The organism is Algoriphagus sp., assembly GCF_039969895.1.
Taxonomy (GTDB): Bacteria; Bacteroidota; Bacteroidia; order Cytophagales; family Cyclobacteriaceae; genus Algoriphagus.
Map to the genome: position 1 here is coordinate 63372 of NZ_JBDVMZ010000006.1, position 26995 is coordinate 90366.

At 41.1% G+C, this 26995-nt stretch carries 15 protein-coding genes; 10 read left to right on the forward strand and 5 right to left on the reverse strand.

From position 1 onward, the window contains the following. Positions 1-58: 58 nt before the first annotated feature. From ligA to ABJH64_RS02855, 6 genes are all read left to right on the forward strand, one after another. Complete coding sequence (gene ligA, locus ABJH64_RS02830) at positions 59-2509, forward strand: NAD-dependent DNA ligase LigA (RefSeq protein WP_348276257.1); 2451 nt, start codon at positions 59-61, stop codon at positions 2507-2509. 153 nt (positions 2510-2662) lie between these two features. Beyond that, a complete protein-coding gene (gene dapA / locus ABJH64_RS02835) occupies positions 2663-3526 on the forward strand; it encodes a 4-hydroxy-tetrahydrodipicolinate synthase (protein WP_348276256.1) in 864 nt (287 codons plus the stop codon). Positions 3527-3528: 2 nt separating this feature from the next. Next, entirely contained in the window at positions 3529-4839 is a 1311-nt protein-coding gene (gene xseA / locus ABJH64_RS02840; RefSeq protein WP_348276255.1) for an exodeoxyribonuclease VII large subunit, read from the forward strand. Further along, on the forward strand, positions 4836-5024 hold the full coding sequence (xseB, locus tag ABJH64_RS02845; protein ID WP_348276254.1) for an exodeoxyribonuclease VII small subunit: 189 nt from the start codon (positions 4836-4838) through the stop codon (positions 5022-5024). Before xseA ends, xseB begins: the two co-directional genes overlap by 4 nt. 213 nt (positions 5025-5237) lie before the next feature. Then, complete coding sequence (locus ABJH64_RS02850; protein WP_348335622.1) at positions 5238-5861, forward strand: hypothetical protein; 624 nt, start codon at positions 5238-5240, stop codon at positions 5859-5861. A 128-nt stretch (positions 5862-5989) separates the two neighbouring features. Further along, positions 5990-7690, forward strand: a complete 1701-nt coding sequence (locus ABJH64_RS02855; RefSeq protein ID WP_348276252.1) for a toll/interleukin-1 receptor domain-containing protein — start codon at positions 5990-5992, stop codon at positions 7688-7690. Here the strand turns inward: ABJH64_RS02855 and ABJH64_RS02860 are convergent. From ABJH64_RS02860 to ABJH64_RS02880, 5 genes are all read right to left on the reverse strand, one after another. Beyond that, positions 7687-8187 carry a UpxY family transcription antiterminator gene (locus tag ABJH64_RS02860; protein ID WP_348276251.1) on the reverse strand — a complete coding sequence of 167 codons (501 nt, stop codon included), beginning with the start codon at positions 8185-8187 and terminating at the stop codon, positions 7687-7689. The genes ABJH64_RS02855 and ABJH64_RS02860 overlap by 4 nt on opposite strands. A gap of 139 nt (positions 8188-8326) precedes the next feature. Beyond that, entirely contained in the window at positions 8327-11731 is a 3405-nt protein-coding gene (locus tag ABJH64_RS02865; protein WP_348276250.1) for an efflux RND transporter permease subunit, read from the reverse strand. Between the two features lie 4 nt (positions 11732-11735). After that, positions 11736-12869, reverse strand: coding sequence for an efflux RND transporter periplasmic adaptor subunit (locus tag ABJH64_RS02870; protein ID WP_348276249.1), 1134 nt, complete (start codon positions 12867-12869; stop codon positions 11736-11738). Between the two features lie 138 nt (positions 12870-13007). Continuing rightward, positions 13008-14390, reverse strand: a complete 1383-nt coding sequence (locus ABJH64_RS02875; RefSeq protein ID WP_348276248.1) for a TolC family protein — start codon at positions 14388-14390, stop codon at positions 13008-13010. Positions 14391-14459: 69 nt separating this feature from the next. Beyond that, on the reverse strand, positions 14460-15059 hold the full coding sequence (locus ABJH64_RS02880; protein ID WP_348276247.1) for a TetR/AcrR family transcriptional regulator: 600 nt from the start codon (positions 15057-15059) through the stop codon (positions 14460-14462). Positions 15060-15768: 709 nt separating this feature from the next. On the opposite strand from ABJH64_RS02880, the gene purL reads away from it, so the two are divergent. The 4 genes from purL to ABJH64_RS02900 all read left to right on the forward strand — a co-directional run bounded on the left by purL (position 15769) and on the right by ABJH64_RS02900 (position 26970). Further along, complete coding sequence (gene purL / locus ABJH64_RS02885; protein WP_348276246.1) at positions 15769-19455, forward strand: phosphoribosylformylglycinamidine synthase; 3687 nt, start codon at positions 15769-15771, stop codon at positions 19453-19455. A 343-nt stretch (positions 19456-19798) separates the two neighbouring features. Further along, positions 19799-20095, forward strand: coding sequence for a Bor family protein (locus ABJH64_RS02890; protein WP_348276245.1), 297 nt, complete (start codon positions 19799-19801; stop codon positions 20093-20095). Positions 20096-20673: 578 nt separating this feature from the next. Further along, positions 20674-21783 (forward strand): site-specific tyrosine recombinase/integron integrase, encoded by a 1110-nt coding sequence (xerA, locus tag ABJH64_RS02895; RefSeq protein WP_348276244.1) that lies wholly within the window; start codon positions 20674-20676, stop codon positions 21781-21783. A 237-nt stretch (positions 21784-22020) separates the two neighbouring features. Next, positions 22021-26970 carry a Helicase associated domain protein gene (locus tag ABJH64_RS02900; protein ID WP_348276243.1) on the forward strand — a complete coding sequence of 1650 codons (4950 nt, stop codon included), beginning with the start codon at positions 22021-22023 and terminating at the stop codon, positions 26968-26970. Positions 26971-26995: the final 25 nt, after the last annotated feature.

A 26995-nucleotide genomic window follows, 5' to 3' on the forward strand; every position in this document is an offset into this window, starting at 1 on the left:
ATTGCTCCTTCCCTATCGAAATCCTATTTTTACAAGCCCGAATTTTTCCAAATAGCCCATGAATCCACAGGAAGCAAAACAGCGAATCGCCCAACTTACCCAGCAGATCAACCATCATAACAATCTTTACTATCAGGACAGCGCTCCTGAAATCTCTGACTTTGAGTTTGATAAGCTTTTAGAGGAATTGGTCGAGTTAGAGACAAATTTCCCTGAACTACTTGATCCAGACAGCCCGAGTCAGCGTGTTGGAGGGACGATTACCAAGGATTTTCAGACGGTGGAGCACAGCACCAAAATGCTTTCTTTGGGAAACACTTATTCCGTGGAAGAATTACTCGCTTTTGATGAGCGCATAGCCAAAGGACTGGGACATCCCAATTTTGAGTATTTCTGCGAGATGAAATTCGATGGAGTTGCGATCTCTTTGGTTTATGAGAATGGTCGGTTGGTTCGCGCTGTTACCCGTGGCGACGGATACCGAGGAGATGATGTCACTGCGAATGTTCGCACGATTCGAAATATTCCTTTGGAAATACACGACGGCACTATACCTGCTAGTTTCGAAGTCCGTGGTGAGATCTTTTTACCTCTAAAGGAATTCCAAAAAATCAATGCAGAACGTGATGAAGCAGGCGATGCACTCTTAGCCAATCCACGAAACGCAGCATCTGGCACTCTGAAAATGCAAGATTCATCCGTAGTGGCCAAGCGTAGGTTGAATTGCTATTTCTATCAGTTACTTGGGGATGACCTCAGCGTCAATACCCATTCGGAGGCTATCTCTCTCATAGAAAAGTGGGGCTTCAATGTCTCCCAAACCTATAGAAAGGTGGAGAATATTCAAGAGGTGATTCAATACATAGAAGACTGGAAAGAAAAGCGTTTTACACTTCCAGTAGATACGGACGGGGTAGTTCTGAAAGTTAATAATTACGATCAACGGGAGGAATTGGGTTTTACAGCCAAGAATCCCCGGTGGGCCATTGCATACAAATACAAAGCAGAAAGCGCCGAAACAGAACTACTTTCAGTCACTTATCAGGTGGGACGAACTGGCGCCATCACTCCGGTGGCAAATCTGGCTCCAGTGAGTTTGGCAGGTACCACCGTTAAGCGTGCTTCTCTCCACAATGCCAATGAGATCGAACGCTTAGATTTGCAGGAGGGTGATTTTGTATTTGTGGAAAAAGGCGGTGAGATCATCCCAAAAATCACTGCTGTAAATCCTGAGCGAAGAAATTCTGAGTCAAAGCCGATTGCCTACATCACTCACTGTCCGGAATGTGGAACTGAGCTGGAGCGAAAAGAAAGCGAAGCCAAACATTATTGCCCAAATTCAGAATCCTGTCCGCCGCAAGTACTCGGCAGAATAGAGCACTTCGTGTCTAAGCGTGCGATGGACATTGACTCCATGGGAACAGAACGAATCAGAGCTTTGATTGATCAGGGTTTCATCATAGATCCGGCTGACATTTATGGTTTAGAAGAGAGAAAAGAAGAATTGCTAGGCCTGGAGATGTCTCAGGACCACTATGAAACTGAGGGTGATGGCTTGCTTTATATAAAATTAGAAAAGGCACTTTTTGCGTTGACAGAGCAGATTCCTTTCAAACAAATCCAAGACTTTCTGATTGAACACACAGAGCTACCTTTGGCAGAAACGCTAAAAGCGTTTCAGGATCAAATCAGAAAATGGAAGAAGAAAGTACCTTCCAACACGGGAATGATTGATTATCTGATTTCAAATCTCAAAGATCACAACCTTCCAAAACTGGAAGATTATGTGCCAGTGGCGGTGGTTTTAGATCTTTTCCTGAGTAGAAAAGTAGATTTCCAGCAGGTGCTTGAAGTCAGTAAAAAGGAAGGAACTGTTCACGGAATACTACTCAAACTGAACCTTGACCTAAATCAGGACCTAACCGAACGCATCAAAAAACTCAAAGCCAATACCTTTCAGGACGGGGTCATCAAAAACATGATGGAAGGCATTGCAACGTCTAAAAATCAACCTTTCGAAAAGGTTCTCTTCGCTCTGGGAATTAGAAATGTAGGAGAAAACACCGCCCAGTTGCTTGCGCGTCATTTTGGAACTATAGAAAAACTAGAAGCCGCCACTTCCGAGCAACTGCTAGCTATCAATGGTGTAGGCGAAACTCTCGTCCAAAGTATTCACGACTTTTTTGCCCAGCCAAAAAACAAGGAGATCATAGCTAGACTAAAAGGATTTGGGTTGAATTTCGAGGTAGATCAAAGTGATTCAATCAGGCTTGGAAACTCGCTGGAAGGGAAGCGGATTTTGGCTAGTGGAAAACTGACCCATTTCAAACGAGATGAGATAAAAGATGCCGTCATCGCACATGGAGGTCAGTATATCTCTGCTGTTTCCAAGAATCTAGATTTCATCATCGAAGGCGAAGACATGGGCCCAAGCAAGAAAGAAAAAGCCCTGAAATTAGGCGTACCGCTGATTAGCGAGGATGAATTTTTAACTATGATTGGTGGGTAGGAGCGAATCATATTTGCCCTCGAATCAATATTCGCCGTGTCCATTCCATTCGGCGAAAAATGTTGCACCCCTACGTATTACCCCTTTTTTTCCCGAAAACACCACATCAATTCCTATCATCCCATTATCTTTAGCCTCCCAAACCAATAAACCATGAATCAACTCAAAGGAACCGGTGTAGCCCTTGTCACTCCATTTCACGATGATTACTCTATAAATTTTGATGGTCTTAAAAAGCTTATTAATCATGTTATCGAAGGTGGGGTGGATTACTTGGTGGTTTTGGGTACTACGGGCGAAACAGTAACGCTAACTTCCGCAGAAAAAAAACAAGTGCTGAAAGCTTGTATTGAGTTCAATGCCGGGCGTGTTCCCCTGGTCTATGGCGTGGGTGGAAATAACACCATGTCGATTCTGAGCGACATTGCAAACACTGATTTTACGGGAATTACCGCTATTCTTTCTGTCAGCCCTTACTACAACAAGCCTACACAAGCAGGAATCATCGCTCATTATAAAGCAATCGCTGATGCCTGTCCAGTACCTGTTATACTATATAATATTCCAGGCAGAACCATGTCTAATATCACCGCCGAAACTACGCTAAGCCTGGCTGAGCATTCCAATATTATAGGAATGAAAGAGGCTAGCGGAAATCTCGAGCAGTGCATGCAAATAGCAGCTGGAATGCCTAAGGATTTCCTGCTGATTTCGGGAGATGACCTGATGACCAAAGCACTGTATAGTATCGGAGGATCTGGAATTATTTCTGTATTGGCAAATGCTCTTCCAGCTACCTTCAAAGCTTTATGTCATGGAACTGAGGAAGAAAGTCTGCAAGCAGCATTTTCACTCCTGCCTTTCAATCACCTGATGTATGCAGAGAGCAACCCTGTAGGCATCAAAAATCTACTTTCCCACATGGGAATTTGTGATGATCAGGTGAGACTACCTATGCTTCGTGCCAGTCTAGAACTGAATCAAAAGATCAAGGCAGAATTCCAAAAACTGAAGTAAGCATGCAAAATCCCAGGTCCATATCTGAGCTCAATCGGCTGATTCAACAAGCGCTAGAGACGGAATTAGATCCGGTGATTTGGGTGATTGGTGAAATCGCGGATTTCCGCCAGGCACCTCAGGGTCATGCTTATTTTGAATTGGTGGAAAAGCAAGGCAACACCGTCCAAGCAAAAATCAAAGCCAATCTCTGGTCTTTTGCCTACCGTTCAGTGGCGGCTAGATTTGAATCCATCACCGGTTCTAGCATCAAAAACGGCATGAAAGTGCTCGCACAAGTGGCGGTTAATTTTCATCCTGTTTATGGCCTAAGCATCAATGTGAAGGATATCGACCCCTCTTTTTCCTTGGGAGAAAGAGCCAGAATCCGACAAGAAACCATCGATAGACTCACTACAGAAGGAATTATCAGGCTGAATGCCAGGCACCTCCTCCCTGCTGTGATTCAAAAAATCGGCATTATCAGTAGCCCAACTGCTGCAGGCTATGGGGATTTCGTCAATCAACTGGAAAATAACGCCTACGGATATCAAGTTTACCACAAGCTCTATCCTTCAGTGATGCAGGGGAATGAAGCTGTGACTTCTTTGATTCGGAGTCTCGAGCAAGTAGAAGCTACGAAGGATGAATTAGGAATAGAAGCCGTGGTGATGATTCGAGGTGGTGGAGCGCAGCTGGACCTAGATTGCTTTGATGATTACAGGCTTGCATCCAAAATCGCAAATTTCCCCTTGCCAATCCTAACCGGAATCGGGCATGAACGTGATGAAAGCATCGCTGATTTGGTAGCCCATACCAAACTAAAAACCCCTACCGCAGTGGCGGAATTCTTGTTGTCTGGCTTTCGTGAATTTGAAGAGAACTTGGGTTTGGCTATGCTTCGACTCGATCGGGCCACCCGTCAAAAACTCTCTGAAGAACAAACCAAAATCCATCAACTCTCACATCAGGTCAGAGCCCTTTCTGAAAGTCGTCTTAATCTGGAGGCTGAAAAATTGAATTCCTCCATCAATCGAATTCGGGTTTCCAGCAAAAATATTTTGCAGATTCAGGAACACTCTTTAGTTAGTTTTAAAAAAAGTATAAGTAGAGGAATGGAGGGCTTTTTGCAAAAACAAATGCAAAACCTAGACTCAAAGGAGCTATTGCTGCGTCAGCTAAATCCTGCTGCTATTTTAGCCAGAGGCTACACCCGAACAGAAATCAAGGGTAAACCCATCAATACGGCTCAAATCCAACTTGGTGATGAGTTGCAGACGCATACTTCTACACAAAAAATCAGTAGCACAATTACACAAATTGAGGAAAAATGAGTGATCTAAAATACGATGAAGCGATGAGCCGATTGGAGACAATTTTGGCGGAATTAGAAGAAGGCAAGAAAAGTGTGGACGAACTTGCCGACCTCGTAAAAGAAGCCTCCGCGCTCGTAAAAGCTTGTAGAAACAAATTAAAAACCACTGAAGAGGATATTAAAAAGGCCTTTGATGGAGCTTAAATTTCAGCACTAGTTATACTAATTTTCATCTTCTACTGTTTTTAATACAATCTTGCTTACTTGGTTGGCATATTTGTTGCCAATTTTGCAATCAAATCCTGCCTTATCGGCCTTTTCCCTTTTTAGGTTATGTTTAGATTATACAAGTTCTTCGTATTAGTTTTTTTTCTTTTTGGCAGCATGCATTTGTCTGCTCAAAGTTTCTACAAAGAGATGCAGTCTAGAGATAACATTGTCAGCATAGGTGTAGGCCCATCCTTTGCCTATCTTGACAACGGCGGACAATACAGGTCATTTAACTTTGAGTTTAAGCCTTCTGTTTCAGCTTCCTTGATCAAGCGCTTAAATGACAGGTTTGAAATCCGAGCAACCGGTGGCGTGCAATGGATCTCCAGTGGAGGAAACCCCAGCACCTCGGTTACGGACATATGGACCAGTAATAATTCTGCATTTACAGCCAATGGCTCTGTGATTTATTTTGATGTAATGCCAAGCTTCTATGTAATACCCTTCGGGAATCACATGAATCGCAGCATGTTCAACCTTTATGGTGGATTAGGCCTAGGCGTGATGCATTCGAACACCGAACAAACCAAATCTTTCAATGCTGAAGAAAGACCTGTTCGCAAAAAAGTCACCACAGGATATGTTCCCATTCGTGCCGGGCTTAGCTATTCCATCGGCCCATTTTCTGATATCGCCTTAGAAGGAACTATGCTCCTATCATTTACAGACAACTTAGATGGAAATATAGGCTTCAACCGATTCGATAATGACATTTTAGTCCAAGGTCAGCTCGTTTATAGAAGGTACTTTTTCTCGGACTTCTCCCGATAAATAAAATCCCACTGGGTACCCCATTCTTTTCCCCAAAGCTACTAGACATAGAGACCTGTAAGTCACGCATTTGATGTTGTCCGAAAATAGGACTACCTTCAACTAGCGCGTTTACAATCATTTTTTCTATGCCAAGCGATTCACATGCAGTATTCATCTCCTATGCCTGGGGCGGGGAAAGCGAAATTGTCGCCAATGAAATTGATCAAGCGATCAGTTCTGCCGGTATTACCCTCATAAGAGACAAGAGAGATCTTGGCTTCAAAGGGCTGATCAAGGAGTTCATGGAACAGATCGGGCAGGGTCATGCAGTCATCTTGGTCATCAGCGACAACTACTTAAAATCACCCAACTGCATGTTTGAACTCCTAGAGGTGCAGAAAAGCGGAGATTTCTATCAGCGTGTTTTTCCTTTGGTCCTGCCTGATGCTGCGATCTATAAATCTACGGGGATAATTTCCTACCTGAAGTATTGGGAAGATCAAATTGATGAGTTGAATGAGGCGATCAAGAAACTGGACAGTTTTGCTGACACGCAGGGAATTCGGGATGACATCGATCTCTATACTGACATCCGAGGCGCTATCGCCAAGCTAGCGGCTACTTTTCGTAACATGAATACTCTGACGGTTGCGGAAATGAGATCTCAGGACTTTGCTCCATTATTAAAGGTATTAGGCAAAAGAGTAGCGGAAAATACTAGCACTATACCCAAACCAAAATCAAACTATGGTAAGATATTGTATCACATCCCGGATTTAATGCAGATCCAAGAGTGGACACGCTGTATCGTGCGTTTGGCTTGGGACGAACTTTTACTTACAGAAAACCTAACTATACCTGATACCGAAAAAGAGATAGATGACATCCGCATGGGTGAAGTCATGCAGGTTTGTATAGAAGAAGGGCGGGATGGCAATACGTTTGAAATCCAAAGCTTAAGTTCAAAAGAACAGATAATTCTAGTTGATGACTATACTGAGTGGCTTTTTGATATCAAAGCTTTGCGTGAAGGAACGTTTACTTTGGTGCTACGGGTGACCCTGCTTCAAATTATAGAAGGTTTTGGTGAGCGCAAAAAAGACATCGTGCTAGAACGAAACGTGACAACCAGAGCATTGGCTCCTGAGACCTTACCAGTATTCGAAGCTGCGTCTGTCTCTCTAGCCAAGCCCATCCCCCATACTAGCGTGGGGTCAGCAGCTGACATACATGAATATCTAGAAAGAGAAGATGGCGAATTCAGTCCGCAAAAAACGACAATACCGGATCCACCCATCAAGGCAGCCCCTTCCATGCCAGCCCCACCGAATAAAAAACCCAAGTCAGTCCTAAGGAAATTGATGCCTTACGCCGCTTCAATCACCTTATTGATAGCTGCTATCTTATTTATCCTTCCTGAATTGAATGAGGAATATAGCGCTAGTGAATCCATATCCTATTCTGAGTCGGTGAACAGCCCTATACCTTCTGATGTACTAGAGGAAGCTATAAGCGAGGCTATAAAAGTTGGATCACCTCAACCCTTTGAAGGAGAACAAGTTCTATTACTGGTGATGGATCCATCACAGGAGTCTTTACCAACTTCAGAGCAAACGGTATCCATTTTTATGATAAAGCCTAGTGCGCTTGATTCCATGCGTCTGGACTCCATGCACATAGAGCTATTTCCGGCAGCGGATACGAGTAGGCTACTTATTGAGCAACTGAAAACCTATCATGCCTCGGAGATAGAAGATTCTGTGAAAGTAGTTCGCCAGATTTTGAAAAAGAAAAAGTCTGCTGGTAACTTAAACGCACCTGCAGCAAGGGTTCAATCAAACAATTAATGAGTAACCTCCAAGAATTTCCTTGGAACAGAAATCAGCAAATTCTGATAGATCCCAGGTATTCTCACGAGGAAGTAATCCTTATTTCCCTTCTCAATTACCTCACCCGTCATATTCTGAAGTGGCCCTCCGATCACAACGACTTTTTCACCGGGATCAATCGTCGATCCGTCTGATTCCACTCCCACCCCAGTCTCAATGACACGCTTGATAATATCAAGGTCCTCTTCTCTGACAGTGGCATGATTTCCTGAGAAATGAACAAACTTAACCGCACTGGGAACTTGCAAACATTCCCATAGCTTATTGCGGGTTGTTTTTACAAAAACATATCCATTGAACATGGCACGCTGTACTTTTTTCTTCCGATCAGACCACTGACGAAGTTCCTCTATCATAGGCAGATAAACTTCAAAGCCATTCTCTCTCAATCGATCAGCCACTTTCTTTTCAGATCGTGAAGCTGTGTACATCACATACCACTTTAATTCTTCCATCTATTTATTCTACTAATTGGGGAGGCGAACTTACAAATTCCATCCTTGAAAGGGAAGTATAAGCACCCTGAAAACGCAAAAAACCTCCGAGACATCGCCCCGGAGGTTTTAACAAAAAAAACCACCAACCTTAATCCAATCAAGATTTAAGTTTGCTGATTCTCACGTTGAGTTTATCTGCTAACAAATACATGACTGGTACGATGACTAACGTGAGGAAGGTCGCAAAGGTTAACCCAAATATTACCGTCCAGGCCATAGGACCCCAGAAAGCAGCGTTATCTCCACCTACGTAAAACTGTGCGTCAAATTCGCTTAGCAAGGTTCCAAAGTTAATATTCATACCAATCGCCAGAGGAATCAATCCCAGAACAGTAGTGATAGCAGTCAGCAATACTGGGCGCAATCTAGTCTTACCAGACTCTACAATACTTGCGATCATCAATGGAAATGGCAAATGTTCCTTCGGCCCCATATTTAGTTCGTCTCTCTTTCGTTCACGAACTAGATTGGTGTAATCTATGAGTACGATCGCGTTGTTCACCACCACACCGGCAAGGGAGATAATACCTATCCCAGTCATGATCACGACAAAGTCCATATTGAAAATCACAAGCCCCAGGAATACACCAATCGTGCTCAATACTACTGATGCCATAATGATAAAGGGAGTGGTAACGGAGTTGAACTGAGCCACTATAATTAAAAATATCAAAGAAACTGCGATTCCTAATGCTCCCACCAAAAACTCCATGGACTTCTGCTGCTCTTCTTGCTCTCCAGTGTATTTGACAGAGATCCCATCCGGCACTTCATAGTTTGCCAGCAAACCTTGTATCTGTGCATTGACAGCCGTCGCATTGTAACCATCCAAGACATTGGAATAGATTGTAATGGCTTTCTCCAGGTCCTTTCTTTTCACAGAACCATAAGTAGATCCATACTTCACATCAGCTACTGCCGAAATAGGAACTTCTCGCTTCTCTCCAAATTTATCTCTAAAGCCAATTTTCTTATTTACCAGGGTATTGATATCATATCTGAACCCTTCCTTCAGTCTCAACTGTATAGGATAATCATCTTCACCTTCTTTGTATTTGGATACTTCCAGACCGAAAAGTGCTGTTCTTAGATCCGTGGCAATTTCTGATGTAGAAAGCCCAAATCTTCTTGCTTTTTCACGATCGATATCCAAAATCACCTCAGGGTTACCCAGGGATAAATCAGACTTTAATTCCTCCACACCTGGGACATTTTGATCATTCAGGTATTCTCTGGTTTTGTTTACAAAAGCAATCAACTGATCGTAATCTTCGCCAGCAAATTCCAAGTTGATCGCCTTACCTACTGGTGGGCCATTTCTTTGCTTATCCACTGTCACCAGCACACCAGGATACTTTTCGGCTAAGGTTCTGATTTCCTCCATCGCTCCATTGGTATTGATTCCTTGTCGATCGATGTAGTCCACGAACCCAATCGTGATTTTTGCTTTATGTGGTGTTGGCTGATTGCTGGGACCCTCCATAGGATCACCAGTTCCTTCTCCCACTTGAGAAATCACTGATTCCAATATGTCGGTATAATCACCCAGAGCTACCATGAGCTCGTCCTCCATTCTATCCACAAATTCGTTGGTTGCTTCTATGTCAGTTCCGATCGGAAATTCAATAAATACATTCACCAATTGTGGCTGATTATCAGGGAAGAAAAGTACCTGAGGTGCTCTAACTACCAACAATACCAATGAAAGGACTAAGAGTAAAACCGTACCACCAAGGAATGCATAAGGCCTTTTGCCATCCAACGCATATTTCAAAGTTCCTTCGTAGAAGTTTTCCAACTTGACCAAAAATACCGTTTGGAACCATCGGATTGCTCCTCTCAAAACAAATACATTGAATACAGTAAGAATACAGCCAATTAGAAGTAAAGAACCGAAAGCCGTCCAGCCTATTAGATAAAACAAGGCAGACAAGACCAAAAGGACCCCAGCCACAATGATAGATTTGCGCTTTGGCTTTTCCACCATCACGTCTTCTACTTTCATGTAAAGAGCAGTCAACACTGGATTGATTACCAGCGCCACGAAAAGTGAAGAAGAAAGCACAATGATCAGTGTGATAGGAAGGAATTTCATAAACTCGCCCACCGTGTCCTGCCAGAAAGCCAAGGGCAAAAATGCCGCGAGTGTAGTAGCTGTAGAGGTAATAATTGGCCACGCTACCTCTCCCACGCCTTCTTTTGCAGCTTGAGTTGCACTCTTTCCTTCAGACATTAGTCGGTAGATATTCTCCACTACTACGATGCCGTTGTCCACTAGCATACCCAGCGCGAGGATAAGTGAAAACAGCACCATCAGATTGAGTGTAATCCCGAATGCGTTCAGAATCAAAAATGAAATGAACATAGAAAGCGGAATCGCTATACCAACAAACAAAGCATTTCTGAATCCAAGGAAGAACATCAACACCAACACCACTAGGATTACTCCAAAGATGATGGAGTTTTCCAAGTCGCTTACTTGCAGTCTTGTTGCCTTGGATTGGTCATTAGTAATAGTAATCTCTAGATCAGGAGGAAATCTGTTCGCTTTGGTTTCATCGATAATCTCCTTGATTTTATCTGCAGCATAAAGCAAATTTTCTCCACTTCTCTTCACCACATTGATCGTGACTACCGGAAGATTCTTGCTTCTGGCATAGCTAGTTCTCTCTTTATAAGTGTCTTTTACCTCAGCTACATCACGTAAGTAAACGATTTTCTGATTGTCAGTTTTAACGATGATGTCCAAGATATTCATCGGATCGCCAAATTCTCCATCTACTCGGAGCGTGCGCTGAAAATCTCCTGCACGAATATTTCCACCGGAAATGGTCACATTCTCAGTCTGAATAGCCTGGGCGATGTCGTTGAAACTCACCCCCACCGACTCCATTTTATAAGGATCCGCATTGATCTGAATCTCACGCTCCACCGTACCTGCCAGATCCGCTTTGGATATTTCTGATAGTTTCTCGATTTCATCCTCGAGATATTCTCCAAATTTCTTCAGCTCCGCCTCAGAATAATCCCCGGAGATATTCACGTTCATAATCGGGAAATCTGAAGTATTCACCTCCAAAACATTTGGATCCTGATCTAGATCAGTAGGCAATTCACTTTTGGATTTGTCCACCGCATCTTTCACATCCTGAATAGCTTTCGAGATCTCTACTCCTGGATTAAATTCCACCACGATGGAAGAGAAATCTTGAACAGAAGTAGAGGTGATATCTTTGACATCGTTCAGCGACTTCAGCTCTTTTTCTATCGGTCTGGTGATCAGGTTTTCCATATCGACCGGTGAGTTACCCGGATATGGCGTGCCTACATAGACAGTTGGTATAACTATCTCGGGGAAGCTTTCCTTGGGCATATTGCGATAGGCACTCAAGCCCAAGAAGGTAATGATCAGCGTGAGTATGACCACCGAGGTGGAATTGTCCACAGACAAACTGGACAATCCAAACTCACGCGTTTTTATAGGTTTTTGATTTTCCGCCATCTTCTTACTGCTCTGCTATGTTCACGTTGAAATTGTCTCCTACTTCTCTGAACCCTTTGTCCACTAATACTTCATTTCCTTCTAATCCTTCCAGGATTTCGGATTCGTTGTCGAAGGTTTTTCCACGCTTCACGTATTTCTTTTTGGCTATGCCATCTACTACTACAAACATGTAATCACCGCGGTTGTCGCTCAAGATTAAATAGCTAGGGACAATCACCGCATCATTGTTATCATAGTCCTGAATCTTCAAAACAGAAATCATGTTAGGTTTCACCATCGGTAATTTTGGAAGAAACACCTCTACTTTGAATGTTCTGTTGTTTGGGTTGATGATCGCACCCACTGCCGATACTTTGGTTTGAATACTTTGATCTATGGAAGGGAAATTCACATCTACCGAATCGCCCTTAGCAAGCACGCCTACATAAGTCTCTGAAATATCAGCTTCGATGAATAAATCGCTTTCACCCACAAACTGGAACATCGGAGAGCCCGGTTGTACCAATTCTCCCAATCTTACCTGTACAGTTTCAACTGTTCCTGAGAAAGGCGCACGAATTACCGCCTTGGCAAGCTCCGTTTTGATAGAAGCTAGATTTCTTTCCAGTCCTTCTTTTCTGTTTTTGGCTTCCAAATACTGCACTTCCGTACCTATCTGCTGATTCCAAAGTCTCTCCTGTTTTTCAAACAAGGTGCTGGCAAGCTCCAGGTTATTCTCGAGTTCATCGATACTTCTCTGGATGGACTCGGAATCTATTCTGGCTAATACAGCACCCTTTTCTACCCGCATACCTTCCATAGCCGGCACTTCCAAAATCCTACCGGAAGTCTCAGCACTGATACTCACATTTTTCTTGGAAAGCACAGAACCAGTCACTTCTACATAGTGCTCAAATCTGCCCCTTCTAGCTTGCGCCGTAGTGATCAGAATTGATTTGTGATTTGCTTTTGCAAACTCAGGGTCAAGCTTCATCAGCTCTGCTTCCAACTCCTTGATCTGATTGGAAATCTCAGTTGATGAGGTCTTTAGACTCTCCAATTCAGCTTTCTTTGCCGCCACTTCATCTTCTGTAGCACAGGAAAAAGCGAGAAGGGCAAGTGCCATTAGGGGTAAAAATTTATATGTTGCTTTCATAGGTTTTAATTGAAATTTTAAGGTCATATGGAATCTGGCACTAGTGAAAAGAAGGTGAAGTTTTCGAAATGCTCAATTGCATAAGTTTTTGATGATGGAGTTGTTAAACTACGTTTCGGATGAAAATAAAATGTTGGTTTAGTTATCGATACCTACTTGCAAAATCCCAAGAGCCTTTTCCAAATCCACCTTAGAAATCAAGCCATCGTATAAGGCGGCCAAGAAATTGATCTCCGCTTCTATCAGGGCTGCATCTGCTTCCACGACTTCTAGATTAGAACCTACCCCTTCGTTGTATTTGATTTTGGAAATATCATAAACCTCCTGAGCCAGCACTCTATTGTCCCGCTGAACGGCCAAAACCTCCAGGTCATTTGCCAAATTCTGTTTAGCTTGATAGATCTCCAATTGGATGTTTTGATTCAGGAAGAACTTCTGATTCTCCAACTGCTGGATCTGAATTCTGTTACGTTGAATTCTTGCGCTTTTAGCTAAACCGTCAAAAATTGGAATATTCATTGACAATCCAAACATGGATGAACTAAACCAATTCTTCGAATCATAAGTCTGACTAAAAGAATCTCCAGCTCCTGACCGCATGAAATTGCCATTAAAATTCAATGTAGGCATGTACTGGGAATTGTTGTATTTCAAATCCAACTGAGTCAACTCCAGGTTAGTATTCAACTGGTCCATTTCTATCCTTGGAGTACCTTCCATGGCTAACAAACCCATTAGCTCCTCCTCAGGATTCAATTCTGCTAAGGTCTCAGTGATCACTATGTCAAAATTCTTAGGCAAACCCAATTGGATTTTTAATAATTGCTTGGAGATATCATAGGCAGTCACACTTCTTTTCAACTGCGTATAAGTATTATTACGCTGCACTCTGATCCTTGAAACATCCAGCTTTTCAGTAAATCCTGCTTCGTTCAAAGCTATTGTTTCATCCAAAAGTGAATCAATCCTGGTTAAGTTAGCCTGTGCTAGTTTGATACGCTCCTCATTCACTAGAACTCCAAAGTAAGCCTTCTTGACATTCTCGATGACATCATTTTCGACTTTTACCCGATCAAATTCAGTGAGTAACTTGAATGTTTTTGCAGCGCGAAGACCTACAAAAAATGATCCGTCAAATATCATCTGAGTCATGTTTACCCCTGCATTTGCGGAGTAACTCACGCCAAATCTCAATGGAATTACATCCGCTGGATTGGTAGGATCTCCAAAAGGAGGCTCGTTTGGAACGAATTGAACGGGAATCAAAGGATTGTAATTCAACCCTACTGAACCATTAATTTGCGGCAAACCAGCGGATGTCTCTTCCTTCACAGTAGTCTGCGCTATCATCACCTCAAGCTTCGCATTTTTCGCATCCACGTTGTTTTCCAAGGCATATTCCAGCGTACTCTTCAGGTCAAGCTGCAATACCTCTAGCGGTGGCGGGGCGTCCTGAGCATTAGCCTGTATCCATAGGGAACTCAAGGCAATTACCACTAAATAATTCTTCACTTTAAACATAGTATTATTCTAAAAGGGATCTGTTATAGGTTGAGCACGAGCATGTTGAGTAGCTTGGCTATAGGTTGATTAAGAGTTGTTTTGTTTTTGAAAATAGGCTTGTCTGCCCTTTTCGGTAAATATTCCATGTAGAAAATGATCTAGCATTTCGATATGTAAGGTGAAAAGACTAAATTCTTTTTTGAAAGTGTTTTGTGGATTCATCGCAGAACTAATTTGATCAATCCGCATAGTTGCTAAGATCCTAGTGTTTATTTCGGGACGAAAGTAACCAAGAATTTTGCCCTTCTCAAGCACGGCGACGATGTCTGTCACAATAACTTCTTCTTTGTAGGTATTGAACATTTCCCAGACCTCGGGAAAATATTTCTGAATCTCCAGCAAAGCCATGGGATTCAATTTAGATAAGCGCTCCCGAACCATTTTGGAGGTATATACCAGGTGCTCAATCACACCATCCTCACCTTCCAAAAATTTATTCAATTCCGATTGATCTACATCAAGAACCATTTTAAAAGCATCCTTCACGAGCTCTTTTTTATCCTTGAATTCTTGGTAAATAGTTTTCTTGGAAATCCCCGCTAAGCGCGCAATGTCCTCCATCGTTATGGCTCTAACCCCATACTGGCTGAACTGCTCGCTCGCTATTTCTAAAATCTTCGTTCTCATTTATTTTAAACGACTTGTAATCCGGATGCAAAACTACGGAAACTTTCATCTATTCAAAAGTTTCCCCCGTATCAAAAACGAACAATATTCGGGATTAATAAATAAATAATAGTGAAAAGTGTGCAAAAATGAACAGAGTAGCGATTTTTCTAGAATTTTCAATGGAGAGAAGTAAGTAGCTAGTAGCTAGTAGCAAGAAAAAGTAGTTAGGTTTTAGAACCAAAAACTAAAATTAATCAAAGGCATCATTGCGAGGAGTTAAGAAGAAGCAACCCTACTACTCAGACATTGCGCTTTGTCGTCGTTTATCCGCAGAATAACCTAAATCAAACCAACCCCAACTCCTCGACGATCTCACAAATCCACTATCGAAATTCGTAACTATAAGTATCCGCAATGATGCCAGTATTCATAATTCCCTTGCTCAATCGAAAAGAAGACCGCTAACCGAAGTGTCCTCAATTTCCTGCTGTTTATCGGGATTGACCAAAATCCTACTATACTTTTGGCGTTTTACTGGTATTAAAGCAGATATACATGAGTGTACCTAATAATTTGCTTCGTTGTTCTTATCGCACGCCCCGCACTAACGAATAGGGTCAAGAGACTACTCCCTGCTACTGACCACTATATTTTTCAATCTTTCAATTTTCAAATTTTTCAATACACCCTTCAATTGCTTACCTTTGCATCTTACCAGCCAAAGGACATGATTTTCTTCTTTGAATCCCCTCAAAAAACCGTTTACGCTGTACAATCTCCTCAACCTTTCGCATCCGAAGACCTAGAAAAGCTGACTTGGCTTTTCGGCGGAGCTACAGCGATTAGCAACCCTTCAATTTCTGGAAAATACTCAGGACCCCGCAAGGAAATGATTACGCCATGGTCCACCAACGCAGTGGAAATCACCGCAAACATGGGCATTCCGGGAGTTATCCGTATCGAAGAGTTTTTTCCACTCAATGAAGGAGATCAAATCGACCCAATGCTTCAGCACGCATTTGATGGACTTGATCAGGAGATTTTTGACATTCACTTAGAGCCTGAGGCTATCGTAGAAATTAGTGATATCGCTGCCTATAATAAAGAGCATGGCTTGGCACTGAGTCAGGTAGAAGTGGATTACCTAGACAATGTCTCCAAGCAACTAGAGCGACCGCTGACAGATTCTGAGGTTTTTGGATTTTCCCAAGTGAACTCTGAGCATTGCCGTCACAAGATTTTCAACGGTACCTTTATCATAGATGGAGCAGAAAAGCCACAGACGCTTTTCCAATTGATCAAAGAAACTTCCAAAGCGAATCCAAATCGAATTGCCTCTGCTTACAAAGATAATGTGGCCTTTGTAGCCGGGCCTAAAGCACAGCAATTCGCTCCGAAAACAGCGCATCAGGCGGACTTTTTTGAAACCCGTGAGATCGACACGGTTATTTCTCTAAAAGCTGAAACACACAACTTCCCTACTACCGTGGAGCCATTCAACGGCGCGGCTACAGGAGCAGGTGGAGAAATCAGAGATCGTATGGCTGGTGGTACTGCCTCTATTCCTTTGGCAGGAACCGCAGTGTACATGACTTCTTATCCTCGCTCCGAGAAAGGAAGATCTTGGGAGTGCAACCTAGAGGAACGACCTTGGCTGTACCAAACGCCTATGGATATCCTGATCAAGGCTTCCAATGGAGCTTCTGACTTCGGGAATAAATTCGGTCAACCGCTGATCTCCGGGTCTCTATTGACTTTCGAGCATGAGGAAGACGGCAAGCACCACGGTTTTGATAAGGTAATCATGCTGGCTGGTGGCGTGGGCTTCACCAATGCCAAATACACTAAAAAAGACGCGCCGAAAGCCGGTGATCAGATTGTGATCATGGGCGGCGACAACTATAGAATAGGAATGGGCGGCTCAGCGGTTTCTTCCTTGAACACCGGAGAACTTTCCAACGCAATCGAGCTAAATGCAATTCAACGATCCAATCCTGAGATGCAAAAGCGTGTGTCCAACGTGATCCGCGCCATGGCCGAAAGCGAAGACAACCCAATCATTTCCATCCACGATCATGGAGCTGGCGGACATTTGAACTGCCTTTCTGAGCTGGTGGAAGATGCCGGAGGAACTATCCACATCGATCAACTTCCCGTGGGTGACCCTACCCTTTCCGCTAAGGAAATCATCGGAAACGAATCTCAGGAACGTATGGGATTGGTGATTGGCAAAAAAGACGTAGATACCTTGCATCAGATTTCTGACCGTGAGCGCGCGCCATTCTATGTGGTGGGAGAGGCGACCGGAGACATGCATTTCAAATTTGAAAATGGCAAAACTGGCGAGAAGCCGGTGGACTGGAATCTGAGCTATATGTTCGGTTCTTCTCCTAAGACCATTTTGGAAGATGATACGACCAAGGCAACCTTTGCGGAAGCAAGCTATGAAGCTGACCTGATCCAAGCCTATGTACGCGAAGTACTCCAGCTGGAAGCAGTGGCTTGTAAAGACTGGTTGACCAATAAAGTAGATAGATCCGTGACCGGCCGTGTGGCGACGCAGCAGACCGTCGGTGAGATCCAACTTCCGCTGAATGATGTAGCTGTGATGGCCCTTGACTTCACCGGAAACAAAGGTATCGCAACTTCCATCGGTCATGCGCCAGTGGCAGCCTTGGCAGATCCGGAAGCAGGTAGCCGATTGGCAATTGCTGAGGCGATGACTAACCTGATTTTCGCACACATTCAGGACGGTTTGCAGGGAATCTCCCTTTCTGCCAACTGGATGTGGCCAGCCAAAAACAAAGGCGAAAACGATAGACTATATAGAGCAGTTGAGGCCGTATCCAAGTTTGCCATTGATCTGGGTGTGAATATCCCTACGGGAAAAGACTCCCTTTCCATGACTCAGAAATATCCTGACGGAAAGACGGTGTACTCCCCGGGAACGGTGATTATCTCCTCCGTGGGTGAGTGCTCTGATGTACAGAAAACAGTGAAAACTGCCCTGAAACCTATCAAAGGAAGTAGAATCCTGTACATAGATTTCTCCAAGGACGAGTTCAAACTGGCGGGTTCCAGCTTCTACCAGGCCTTGAACAAGGTAGGAACAGAAACTCCGGACATCAAAAACCCTAGATATTTTGCAAAAGCATTCACGGCAGTTCAGGATCTGATCGATCAAACTTGGATTCTTGCAGGGCATGATATTTCTTCCGGTGGCTTGGTGACGGCATTATTGGAAATGTGCTTCCCGGTGCAGCATATAGGTCTGAAAGTGAAACTAGACCGTCTGCATGAGCCGGATATGGTAAAAGCCTTATTCGCAGAGAACCCAGGCATTCTGATTCAGGTAGCTGACGATCACGCCGTAGAAGCCTTGTTGGTGGAAGCGGATATCGACTATGTGGAACTGGCAAAAGTGACTGATTCCGGAAATATCGAGTTTGCAGGAAAAGACCTGACACTGGATATCGCTGATCTTCGCGATGTATGGTTCAGATCTTCTTATTTATTAGACAGAAAGCAAAGCGGAGAGCAATTAGCGAAAGACCGCTTTGATAATTATAAAAATCAGCCGCTGGCATTTGAGTTTGCAGAAGGCTGGAAAGGTGACTTTGCAGCTTCAGGACTTGATCCTTACAGAACTAACAAAGGCAAAGCGAAAGCAGCGATTATCCGGGAGAAAGGGGTGAATGGAGATCGGGAAATGGCCTATGCGCTTTGGCTGGCTGGTTTTGAAGTGAAAGATGTGCACATGACGGATCTGATCGCAGGCAGAGAAAATCTGGAAGACGTACAGATGATCGTGTTTGTGGGTGGATTCTCCAACTCCGATGTACTGGGTTCGGCCAAAGGCTGGGCAGGTGCATTCCTCTACAACCCTAAGGCAAAGCAAGCGCTGGACAACTTCTACGCAAGACCAGACACCTTGAGTTTGGGCGTATGTAACGGTTGCCAACTGATGGTAGAACTAGGCTTGGTCACTCCTGATCATACCGACAAACCAAAGATGCTACACAATGCATCCCATAAGTTTGAATCTACTTTCGTAAACGTAACCATCCCACAAAACGAATCTGTGATGCTAGGGTCACTTAGCGGACAAAGACTAGGCGTATGGGTCGCACACGGAGAAGGTAAATTCTATTTACCACAAGCAGCAAACGACTATAACTTCGCGATGAAATACAGTTACGAAGCCTACCCAGGCAATCCAAACGGTTCCGATCATGCTACGGCAGGTATCGCCTCCGCAGACGGTCGCCACCTGGCTATCATGCCACATATTGAGCGAAGTTTGAAGCCTTGGAACTGGGCGCATTATCCTGCTGATAGACAGGATGACTTTACACCATGGATGGAGGCATTTGTGAATGCTAGGAAATGGGTGGAAAAGAATTCTGAAGTCTAAAATCAGAAAGCTGAAATCTCAAATTACTTATAAATCCCTTAGAGCAATCTGAGGGATTTTTTTTTGATTAAAGTGACTTTTTTATTGAAAAATACCCTGTACAGGGTATAGTTTTTTAAAATAATTCATCAAAAATTGCACTACAGAAATAAGTAAAAATATATAATCTTAAAAAAATAGTAGATCTTTTACTATCCATTGATTATGAATAAATTACTGTTTTTTATTAATTTATTTATTAGTTTCAATAATAACAATCAAGGTGGAGACCAGAAACCATTTTAAAAACGGGGCGGATTCCGAAAAGCTAAACGAGTAGGAAAATTTAATTTATTACAAACAAATGAAAAAAGGATTTTTAAGAGCTGTAGCAGCAACATTATTAAGTTGTTCCCTACTCACATCTTGCTTTACCTACACAAGTGTAGTAGGCGAGGGGGCACAAGGTAACAAAGAGGTAACAAAATGGAATCACTATGTAGTCTATGGACTAGCTCCAGTTGGGGTTTCGGACAGTAAATTGATGGCTGATGGGGCTACTAATTACGAAGTGACTACCACTCAATCATTTGTAAATGGGCTTATAGCTGCGTTAACGCTGGGCATATATACGCCTACCATGACAACAGTTAAAAAATAAACATTCATAACACCATAGAATGGATTTTCTATGGTGTTTACCTTTGCACTTTATGACAAAGACAGTTTTCGCCATTTCCACTTTAATATTTATTATCTTAATTTATAGAATCATACAGATATTGGTTAATGATCTTAACAGATTAACATCTTATGGATATGGGTATCTAGCTGGTTTGACAATTCTATTTATAGTTGTTTTTTTTATCGCCATATTCTCTGGAATTAAAATCAGAAAAAGGTCCCTTTCGAAAAAAAATACTTTTTAGAAAAGATCAACCCCCGCTAGGCGTAATCTACTCTCATGCACTCTTGAAGTTCAAGAAGATGTTGGCCAGGGTGTAGTTTGACCGCCCTGCAAATCGGTCTAAGGCTAAAATCTTACACAAAGTGATTTTTAACGCCGATCCCACCCTACCATCATACCCGATTTGAAATCAGAAAGCAGAAAATTGATAAAATCCCTTAGAGCATAATCTACCCCCAAAAAGCTAGACACTTATTGGGGGATAGTCCAGCAATCTGAGGGATTTTTTTTAAGCCTTTTTTATCTATATTGAACTACTTTTTTCAAAGCTTATGAAAACAATTTTTATCAGAAACGGCGAAATCAAAAAGAGGGCAGTGGTGCTCTTGTCTTTTTCATTTGATCAAGCGCTGATTGATCTCGTGAAAACCCTTCCTTCCTGGACCTGGTCTAATCAGCACAAAGCATGGATCATCCCCTATTCCGAAGAAGTGATTTCTCAACTCTTGCCGGTTTTTCAAGGCAAAGCCTGGCTTGACTATTCCGAGTTTAAAAAGGTGAACATGCTTGAATCAGCACCTGCTTCACTTCCCGCCATTGATCCTGCTTTGCAATTGGAAATCGAAAAATTCCAGGACTGGATGCGGAACAGGCGCTATTCGGAATCCACCATCAAGAATTATGTATTAGGTCTGGGTCTTTTTCTCCGGTTTACCGGCAATAAAAATCCCGCAGAAATCACGAATGCAGATTTGGAATCCTTTCATAAAGATTATATCATTAGTAGAAAATACTCCGCTTCTTTTCAATCCCTGGTGATCAATGCCGTAAAGCTATACTTTACGAATAGACTCAAGCGAAAACTGGACCCCATAGCAATCGAACGACCTAAAAACCCAAAACTTTTACCTCATGTATTATCTAAAGAACAAGTGAAAGCAATCCTGGAAGCCCATCAGAACATTAAGCACCGAGCGATGCTCAGCCTGATCTATGCCTGTGGACTGAGGAGATCAGAACTTTTGAATTTAAAATTGCAGGATATAGATTCCACCCGGGGAATGCTCCGAGTGAATCAGGGCAAAGGGAAGAAAGATCGTTTGGTGCCAATTAGTGAGAAACTAGTGAAGCTACTTCGGGAATACTATCAGTATGAAAAGCCGAAAGAATATTTGTTTGAAGGCACTGTAGTAGGAAAGACGTATAGTCCTACCAGCCTACAGGAAGTCTTAAAATCAGCAGTAAAAAAGGCAGGTATAAAAAATGCAGTCACTTTGCATTGGCTTCGACATTCCTATGCGACTCATCTTTTGGAAAATGGGACAGATCTTCGATTTATTCAGGAATTACTAGGGCATAATTCAAGTAAGACAACGGAAATATACACACATGTAAGTCAGAAGAGTCTTCAAAAAATCAGGAGTCCCTTTGATGACTTATAAAAATATAAAATAAGGTAAAACCGTATCTATCGACCCGAAAATAGAGAGGTATATACGGAAAAACCGTAACAATAAACAAGTTATCGCTCAGTGTAAAAAGACAACGACAGTGAACAAAATGAACGACAGAAATAGAAAGCCAACCGCACATTCAGGCACATTTGCTTGCCCCAACACACAGGCGACCGCTTCGCAGGCAAAAGAGCCTGAATTTTGCCAACGCACGACAACGGAATAATGCAGAAAGAGAATCAAATACTTTTAGAACTTTTAAACGGAGTTGACAATTGGTCTGACCTGAAACCTAAATTAGAACAGTTTAACACTTCGCAGACTGAGACGACAACCAAGAAAACTCTCGCTGGAAAAGTATTTGAAGTATTTGCAAAGTATTATTTCCAAACAGAACCGAAAAAGACAGAACTTTATGAAAATGTTTGGTTTTATGATGATGTTCCTTTAGAAATTAAACAACAATTACGACTACCATCTGTAGACCACGGAATTGACATACTACTGCAAGACTATGAAAAGAGATTTTATGCTGTACAGTGTAAATTTAAAAATGATGAAACCAAAAGCCTAAGTTGGTCGGGAGATAAAATTGCCAATGTATTTGCATTAGGGACAAACTGCGATAAGGTTATAGTTTTCACAAATGTCTCTGACATTACCCAAGTTGCAAAAAGCTTTGAACAAAAATTTGAACTAATTGCATTTGATGAGTTAATTTCTATTGAAGAAGATATTTTCGAAAATATTTTTCTTTTAGCCAAAGGAAATCAACCAAAAGAGTTAGAGAAGTACTCTCCACAGCCACACCAAGAAATAGCAATTACAAAGGTTCTTGAACACTTTAGAACGAACGAAAGAGGACAGCTTATTTTACCTTGTGGAGCAGGTAAGTCGTTAACATCATTGTGGATTAAGGAAGATATCAATCCCGAAACAACTTTAGTTTTAGTGCCTTCATTGGCATTATTAAAGCAAATAAAAAATAATTGGTCAAGACACAAAAATGACCATTTCAAATACCTCTGTGTCTGCTCCGAAAAAGACATTGATAAAGACCAACAAGATGCTGTAAATGTTCACACCTATGAAATTGGTGGACCTGTTACAACTGACCCACTTGATGTAAAGGCATTTTTAATGAAAAGTGGAAACAAGGTAATTTATTCTACTTACCAATCAATTGGCGTTATTTCTGATGCTTGCAGGCTTGTAGATGAATTTCAAATTGACTTGGTAATTTGTGACGAGGCTCATAGAACAGCTGGGAGTAAAAATAAAAACACATTCACGTTAGTTCACGATAACGCTAATATTCCTGCCCTGAAAAGGCTCTATATGACCGCTACTCCCAAAGTAGTTTCAACAAAACTTAAGACAAGACTGGGAGAAGATTATGAACTTTTGTGCGATATGAGCAATCCTGATGTTTATGGTTTGGAGGCTTTCAGGATGAGTTTCGGTCAAGCAATAGACGAAGGTATTTTAGTTGATTATAAAATCATAGGAATCGGTGTTACCGATAAGCAAATTAAAAAATTCATTGAGGAGCGGAACTTCATAGGAGAAATATCAATAGATGAATTAGCTCACAATTTTGCTCTTGATTTGGTAATGAATAAATACAAAGCGTTCCACGCTATTTCTTTCCATTCCAAAGTGAAATTTGCTCAAGACTTTGCTATAAGACACAAGCAATTTTTTGAAACCATATTTTCGGAAAGTGTAAACGGAAAACAAACTACAACTTACCGAGCAAGAGTTCTTAGAGATTTTAAAAATAGTGAAATTGGTCTAGTGACCAATGCTCGTTGTTTAACAGAAGGCGTTGATGTACCTACAATTGATTTGATTTATTTCTGCGACCCAAAAACTTCAAAAATCGACATTGTTCAAGCTTCGGGTAGAGCATTAAGAACTAATAAAGCCAAAAATAAGGAGCTAGGTTTTATTGTAGTGCCAATCTTTCACCACATTGATGAAGATGTAGAAAAGGAAATTAAAAAGAAGCCAATTTTTGACCATCTTATACAAGTAATACGCTCACTCTGTGACCAAGACGAAAGATTACAGGCAGAGATTAATGATATTGCCTTTAAAAAAGGGAAGAAATCTAATTCCAAAATACAAATTGACTTCTCGGATGACGAAACTGAAAAGATTGTAAAACTTGAAGGACTTGAGAAAAAAGTAAAGGATGTCCTTTTTGATGAAATCATTGAAAAAACAAGAGTTTTTTGGGATGTGATGTTTAAACAACTTTTAGATTACAAAGAAGCCAATGGACACACTAATGTTTCGAGAAGAGAGGATGGTCTTAAACAATTAGGAAATTGGATTCTAGAGCAAAGAAGACAATACCATAATGGAAATATAAAACCTGATAAAAAGAAAAAACTTGAAGAAATTGGGTTTGATTGGAAAGGTGAAAACAGAAGAGAAATAACAGACCTAGATGAAATCTGGAAACAAGGATATGTCAAACTAGAAGAATATTTCAATCAAAACGGAAACTCCAATGTACCTGCCAGATATGAGGAAAATAAATCTCTAGGCACTTGGGTTGTATCGCAAAGAGTGAAATATGACAATGGCAAACTTGCTGATTGGCAAATTGACTTATTGGAAAAACTTAATTTTGAATGGGACCCAAAAAACAAATTCGAAGAATACTTCGCTGACCTAATAAATTTCAATAAAGAAAATGGTCATTTAAGAGTCCCAACACAAGGAGAAGATAAATACAAGGCATTAGGAAGGTGGGTTAACAAACTAAGAGTTGTTTACAATGCAGGAGAATTAGATAATAAAGGTGATTTGGTAGCACCTAAAAAAGGTAGAATTCGCTCGGCACATTTACAAAGATTAAATGATATTGGATTTGTTTGGAAAGTTGGTAGAGGTGACTGGAACACAAGATTTAAGGAACTCCAAACATATTTCCATTTAAATGGAAATTCGAATGTAGGTCAAGCGGAAGATATGTCACTGTACTATTGGTGCTATAGAATTAAAAAGAATCCAAAAAACCTATCAAAAGAAAGATTAGCCAAATTAAAATCGATAAACTTTGATTTTACACTACGAGCAGCAGAAGATAAGGTGTTGCTAACTTGGACTGAAAGGATTGAGCAACTTAATGAATTTTTTGAAGAAAATGGAAATTACAATATTCCCAAAGACAGCAATAAGTATAAAACACTCGTAAATTGGTTAAGACATCAACGCTCAAAGCAATTAAAAAACAAACTTACTAGCGAGCAATTAGATTTTTTTAAAGAGATTAACTTCTCCTTAGAGGAATATTTTTCTAATGAAGAAAGTGTTTCTTGGGATGAAAATCTACTTCGCCTACAGAAACTAAATGATGATACGGGTAGCTTTTACATTGCTTCGAATGACAAGGAGTTTGGTTCGATATTAAATTGGCTTCGTTACCAAAAATCTCTATACAAGCAAGGTCTGTTACCAAAGAATAGAATAGATAAATTAAAGGCAATCGGTTACTCATTTGACATTAGTTACCGTGGCAAAAAAGGTAGAAGAGGAGTATCAACCAATAACGAACCAGATGAAAATTGGCTTAACAGGTATGAAGAATTAAAAAAATATTTTATCGAAAATGATACTTTTCTGATTCCTCAACAAGACAGTGAATTAAAAACCTTGGCGAGTTGGGTTAGGTATCAAAAAAGTCAATTCAGAAAAGCACTTCTTGGAGATACCAAAACCAAATTATTAAGTGAAATTAAATTCCCTTTCAATGAGAATTTTCGTGGTAAGACTTTAAACTCAATAAAACGGGAATCTGAGGCAGAAACGAATTCTGATAAGCTACCAACTTGGGACATCAAATTTGAAGAACTGAAAAATTATTATGAAACAAATGGAACTTTTAGAATACCCAGTGATGATAATTCTTTACAGCCACTTGCAAGTTGGGTAAGGTATCAAAGACTGCTTTACAAAGAGGATAAACTGGATATAGAAAAAATTCAAAAGCTATCTGATATTGGGTATTCATTTGAACTAGATTTCAGAGGTAGAAAGCCTTTAAGTGAAGACTCGAACTATGAAGATTGGGAAACAAGGTTGCTCCAATTAGAAAGCTACTTTTTAGAGAACAAAACTTTCCATATAAAAGGAAATGACACAGAAAACGCAGACCTTCTTCAATGGTTGAGATACCAAAGAATTTTGAAAAATAAGGGTAAGTTATCGTTGGAGCAATTAAGTGCCTTTGAGAGGATTGGTTACTCATTTGAAACCAAATATTATGGACAGGGAAGAGAAAAGAAATTAAAAGAAGAAAAAATCAAAAAACCTGCAAATAATATTCAATCTTGGGAAACGAACTATATGAAGTTGTTAGATTATAAAATGACTATAGGGCACTGCAATGTACCAAGAAGTTACGAAGATAAAACACTTGCAAATTTTGTTAGCCGACAAAGATATATTTATAGGAAAGGTAATCTACCTCCAGAGCAAATAAAGAAACTTGAATTTTTAGGCTTTGAATGGGAAGTTGGACGAAAAGTAAATTTCATTGATGCTTGGATGGAGAGATATACCGAATTAACAAAGGTATTTAATGAATCTGGTAGCTGCTTTGTTTCCAGGAATGACAATAAACCTCTGGCGAATTGGATTATTCAGCAACGAGTAAAGAGAAAAAAAGACTCACTAACAAATGACCAAGTTCAATTGCTAGATGAAATAAATTTTGATTGGGAACCTGAAACTAAAGGCGGTTCACCTGATGACGAACAATGGTTTTTAAATTTTCAACAGCTAGAATTGTATAAAGAGAAATTTGGACACTGTAATGTTTCACAGATAGACAAGGTATATAAGAAACTTGGTAGATGGTTAAATGACCAAAGAGTAAATTATTCTAGAGGCAAATTACTTGACCACAGAAAAGACTTACTTAAAGAACTAGGCGTAATTTGGAATGTCAAAGAACACGAGTGGAACACTAAACTTCAAATGTTAAAAGACTTCTATCAAAAATACGGTCACTTTGATGTTAAGCAAAGCGATAAAGAGTTTAGAGGACTATATAATTGGCTTTTTAGAATAAAGAAAAATGGAACAAGCACAGAAAGAAAGAGAAAACTTGAAGAAATTGGCTTTGACACTACCGATATATTAACAAATGAGAGCAATTAACCCAACGCTTCACAGCCACACACAT

Bases quoted from the DNA above. Each gene is read 5' to 3' on its own strand.
- ABJH64_RS02860 (WP_348276251.1), bottom strand. From the start codon at position 8,187: ATGGAAGAATTAAAGTGGTATGTGATGTACACAGCTTCACGATCTGAA.
- ABJH64_RS02875 (WP_348276248.1), bottom strand. From the start codon at position 14,390: ATGTTTAAAGTGAAGAATTATTTAGTGGTAATTGCCTTGAGTTCCCTA.
- xerA (WP_348276244.1), top strand. From the start codon at position 20,674: ATGAAAACAATTTTTATCAGAAACGGCGAAATCAAAAAGAGGGCAGTG.
- ABJH64_RS02880 (WP_348276247.1), bottom strand. From the start codon at position 15,059: ATGAGAACGAAGATTTTAGAAATAGCGAGCGAGCAGTTCAGCCAGTAT.
- ABJH64_RS02870 (WP_348276249.1), bottom strand. From the start codon at position 12,869: ATGAAAGCAACATATAAATTTTTACCCCTAATGGCACTTGCCCTTCTC.
- ABJH64_RS02890 (WP_348276245.1), top strand. From the start codon at position 19,799: ATGAAAAAAGGATTTTTAAGAGCTGTAGCAGCAACATTATTAAGTTGT.
- ABJH64_RS02850 (WP_348335622.1), top strand. From the start codon at position 5,238: ATGCAGTCTAGAGATAACATTGTCAGCATAGGTGTAGGCCCATCCTTT.
- ABJH64_RS02865 (WP_348276250.1), bottom strand. From the start codon at position 11,731: ATGGCGGAAAATCAAAAACCTATAAAAACGCGTGAGTTTGGATTGTCC.
- ABJH64_RS02855 (WP_348276252.1), top strand. From the start codon at position 5,990: ATGCCAAGCGATTCACATGCAGTATTCATCTCCTATGCCTGGGGCGGG.
- xseB (WP_348276254.1), top strand. From the start codon at position 4,836: ATGAGTGATCTAAAATACGATGAAGCGATGAGCCGATTGGAGACAATT.
- purL (WP_348276246.1), top strand. From the start codon at position 15,769: ATGATTTTCTTCTTTGAATCCCCTCAAAAAACCGTTTACGCTGTACAA.
- xseA (WP_348276255.1), top strand. From the start codon at position 3,529: ATGCAAAATCCCAGGTCCATATCTGAGCTCAATCGGCTGATTCAACAA.
- ligA (WP_348276257.1), top strand. From the start codon at position 59: ATGAATCCACAGGAAGCAAAACAGCGAATCGCCCAACTTACCCAGCAG.
- dapA (WP_348276256.1), top strand. From the start codon at position 2,663: ATGAATCAACTCAAAGGAACCGGTGTAGCCCTTGTCACTCCATTTCAC.
- ABJH64_RS02900 (WP_348276243.1), top strand. From the start codon at position 22,021: ATGCAGAAAGAGAATCAAATACTTTTAGAACTTTTAAACGGAGTTGAC.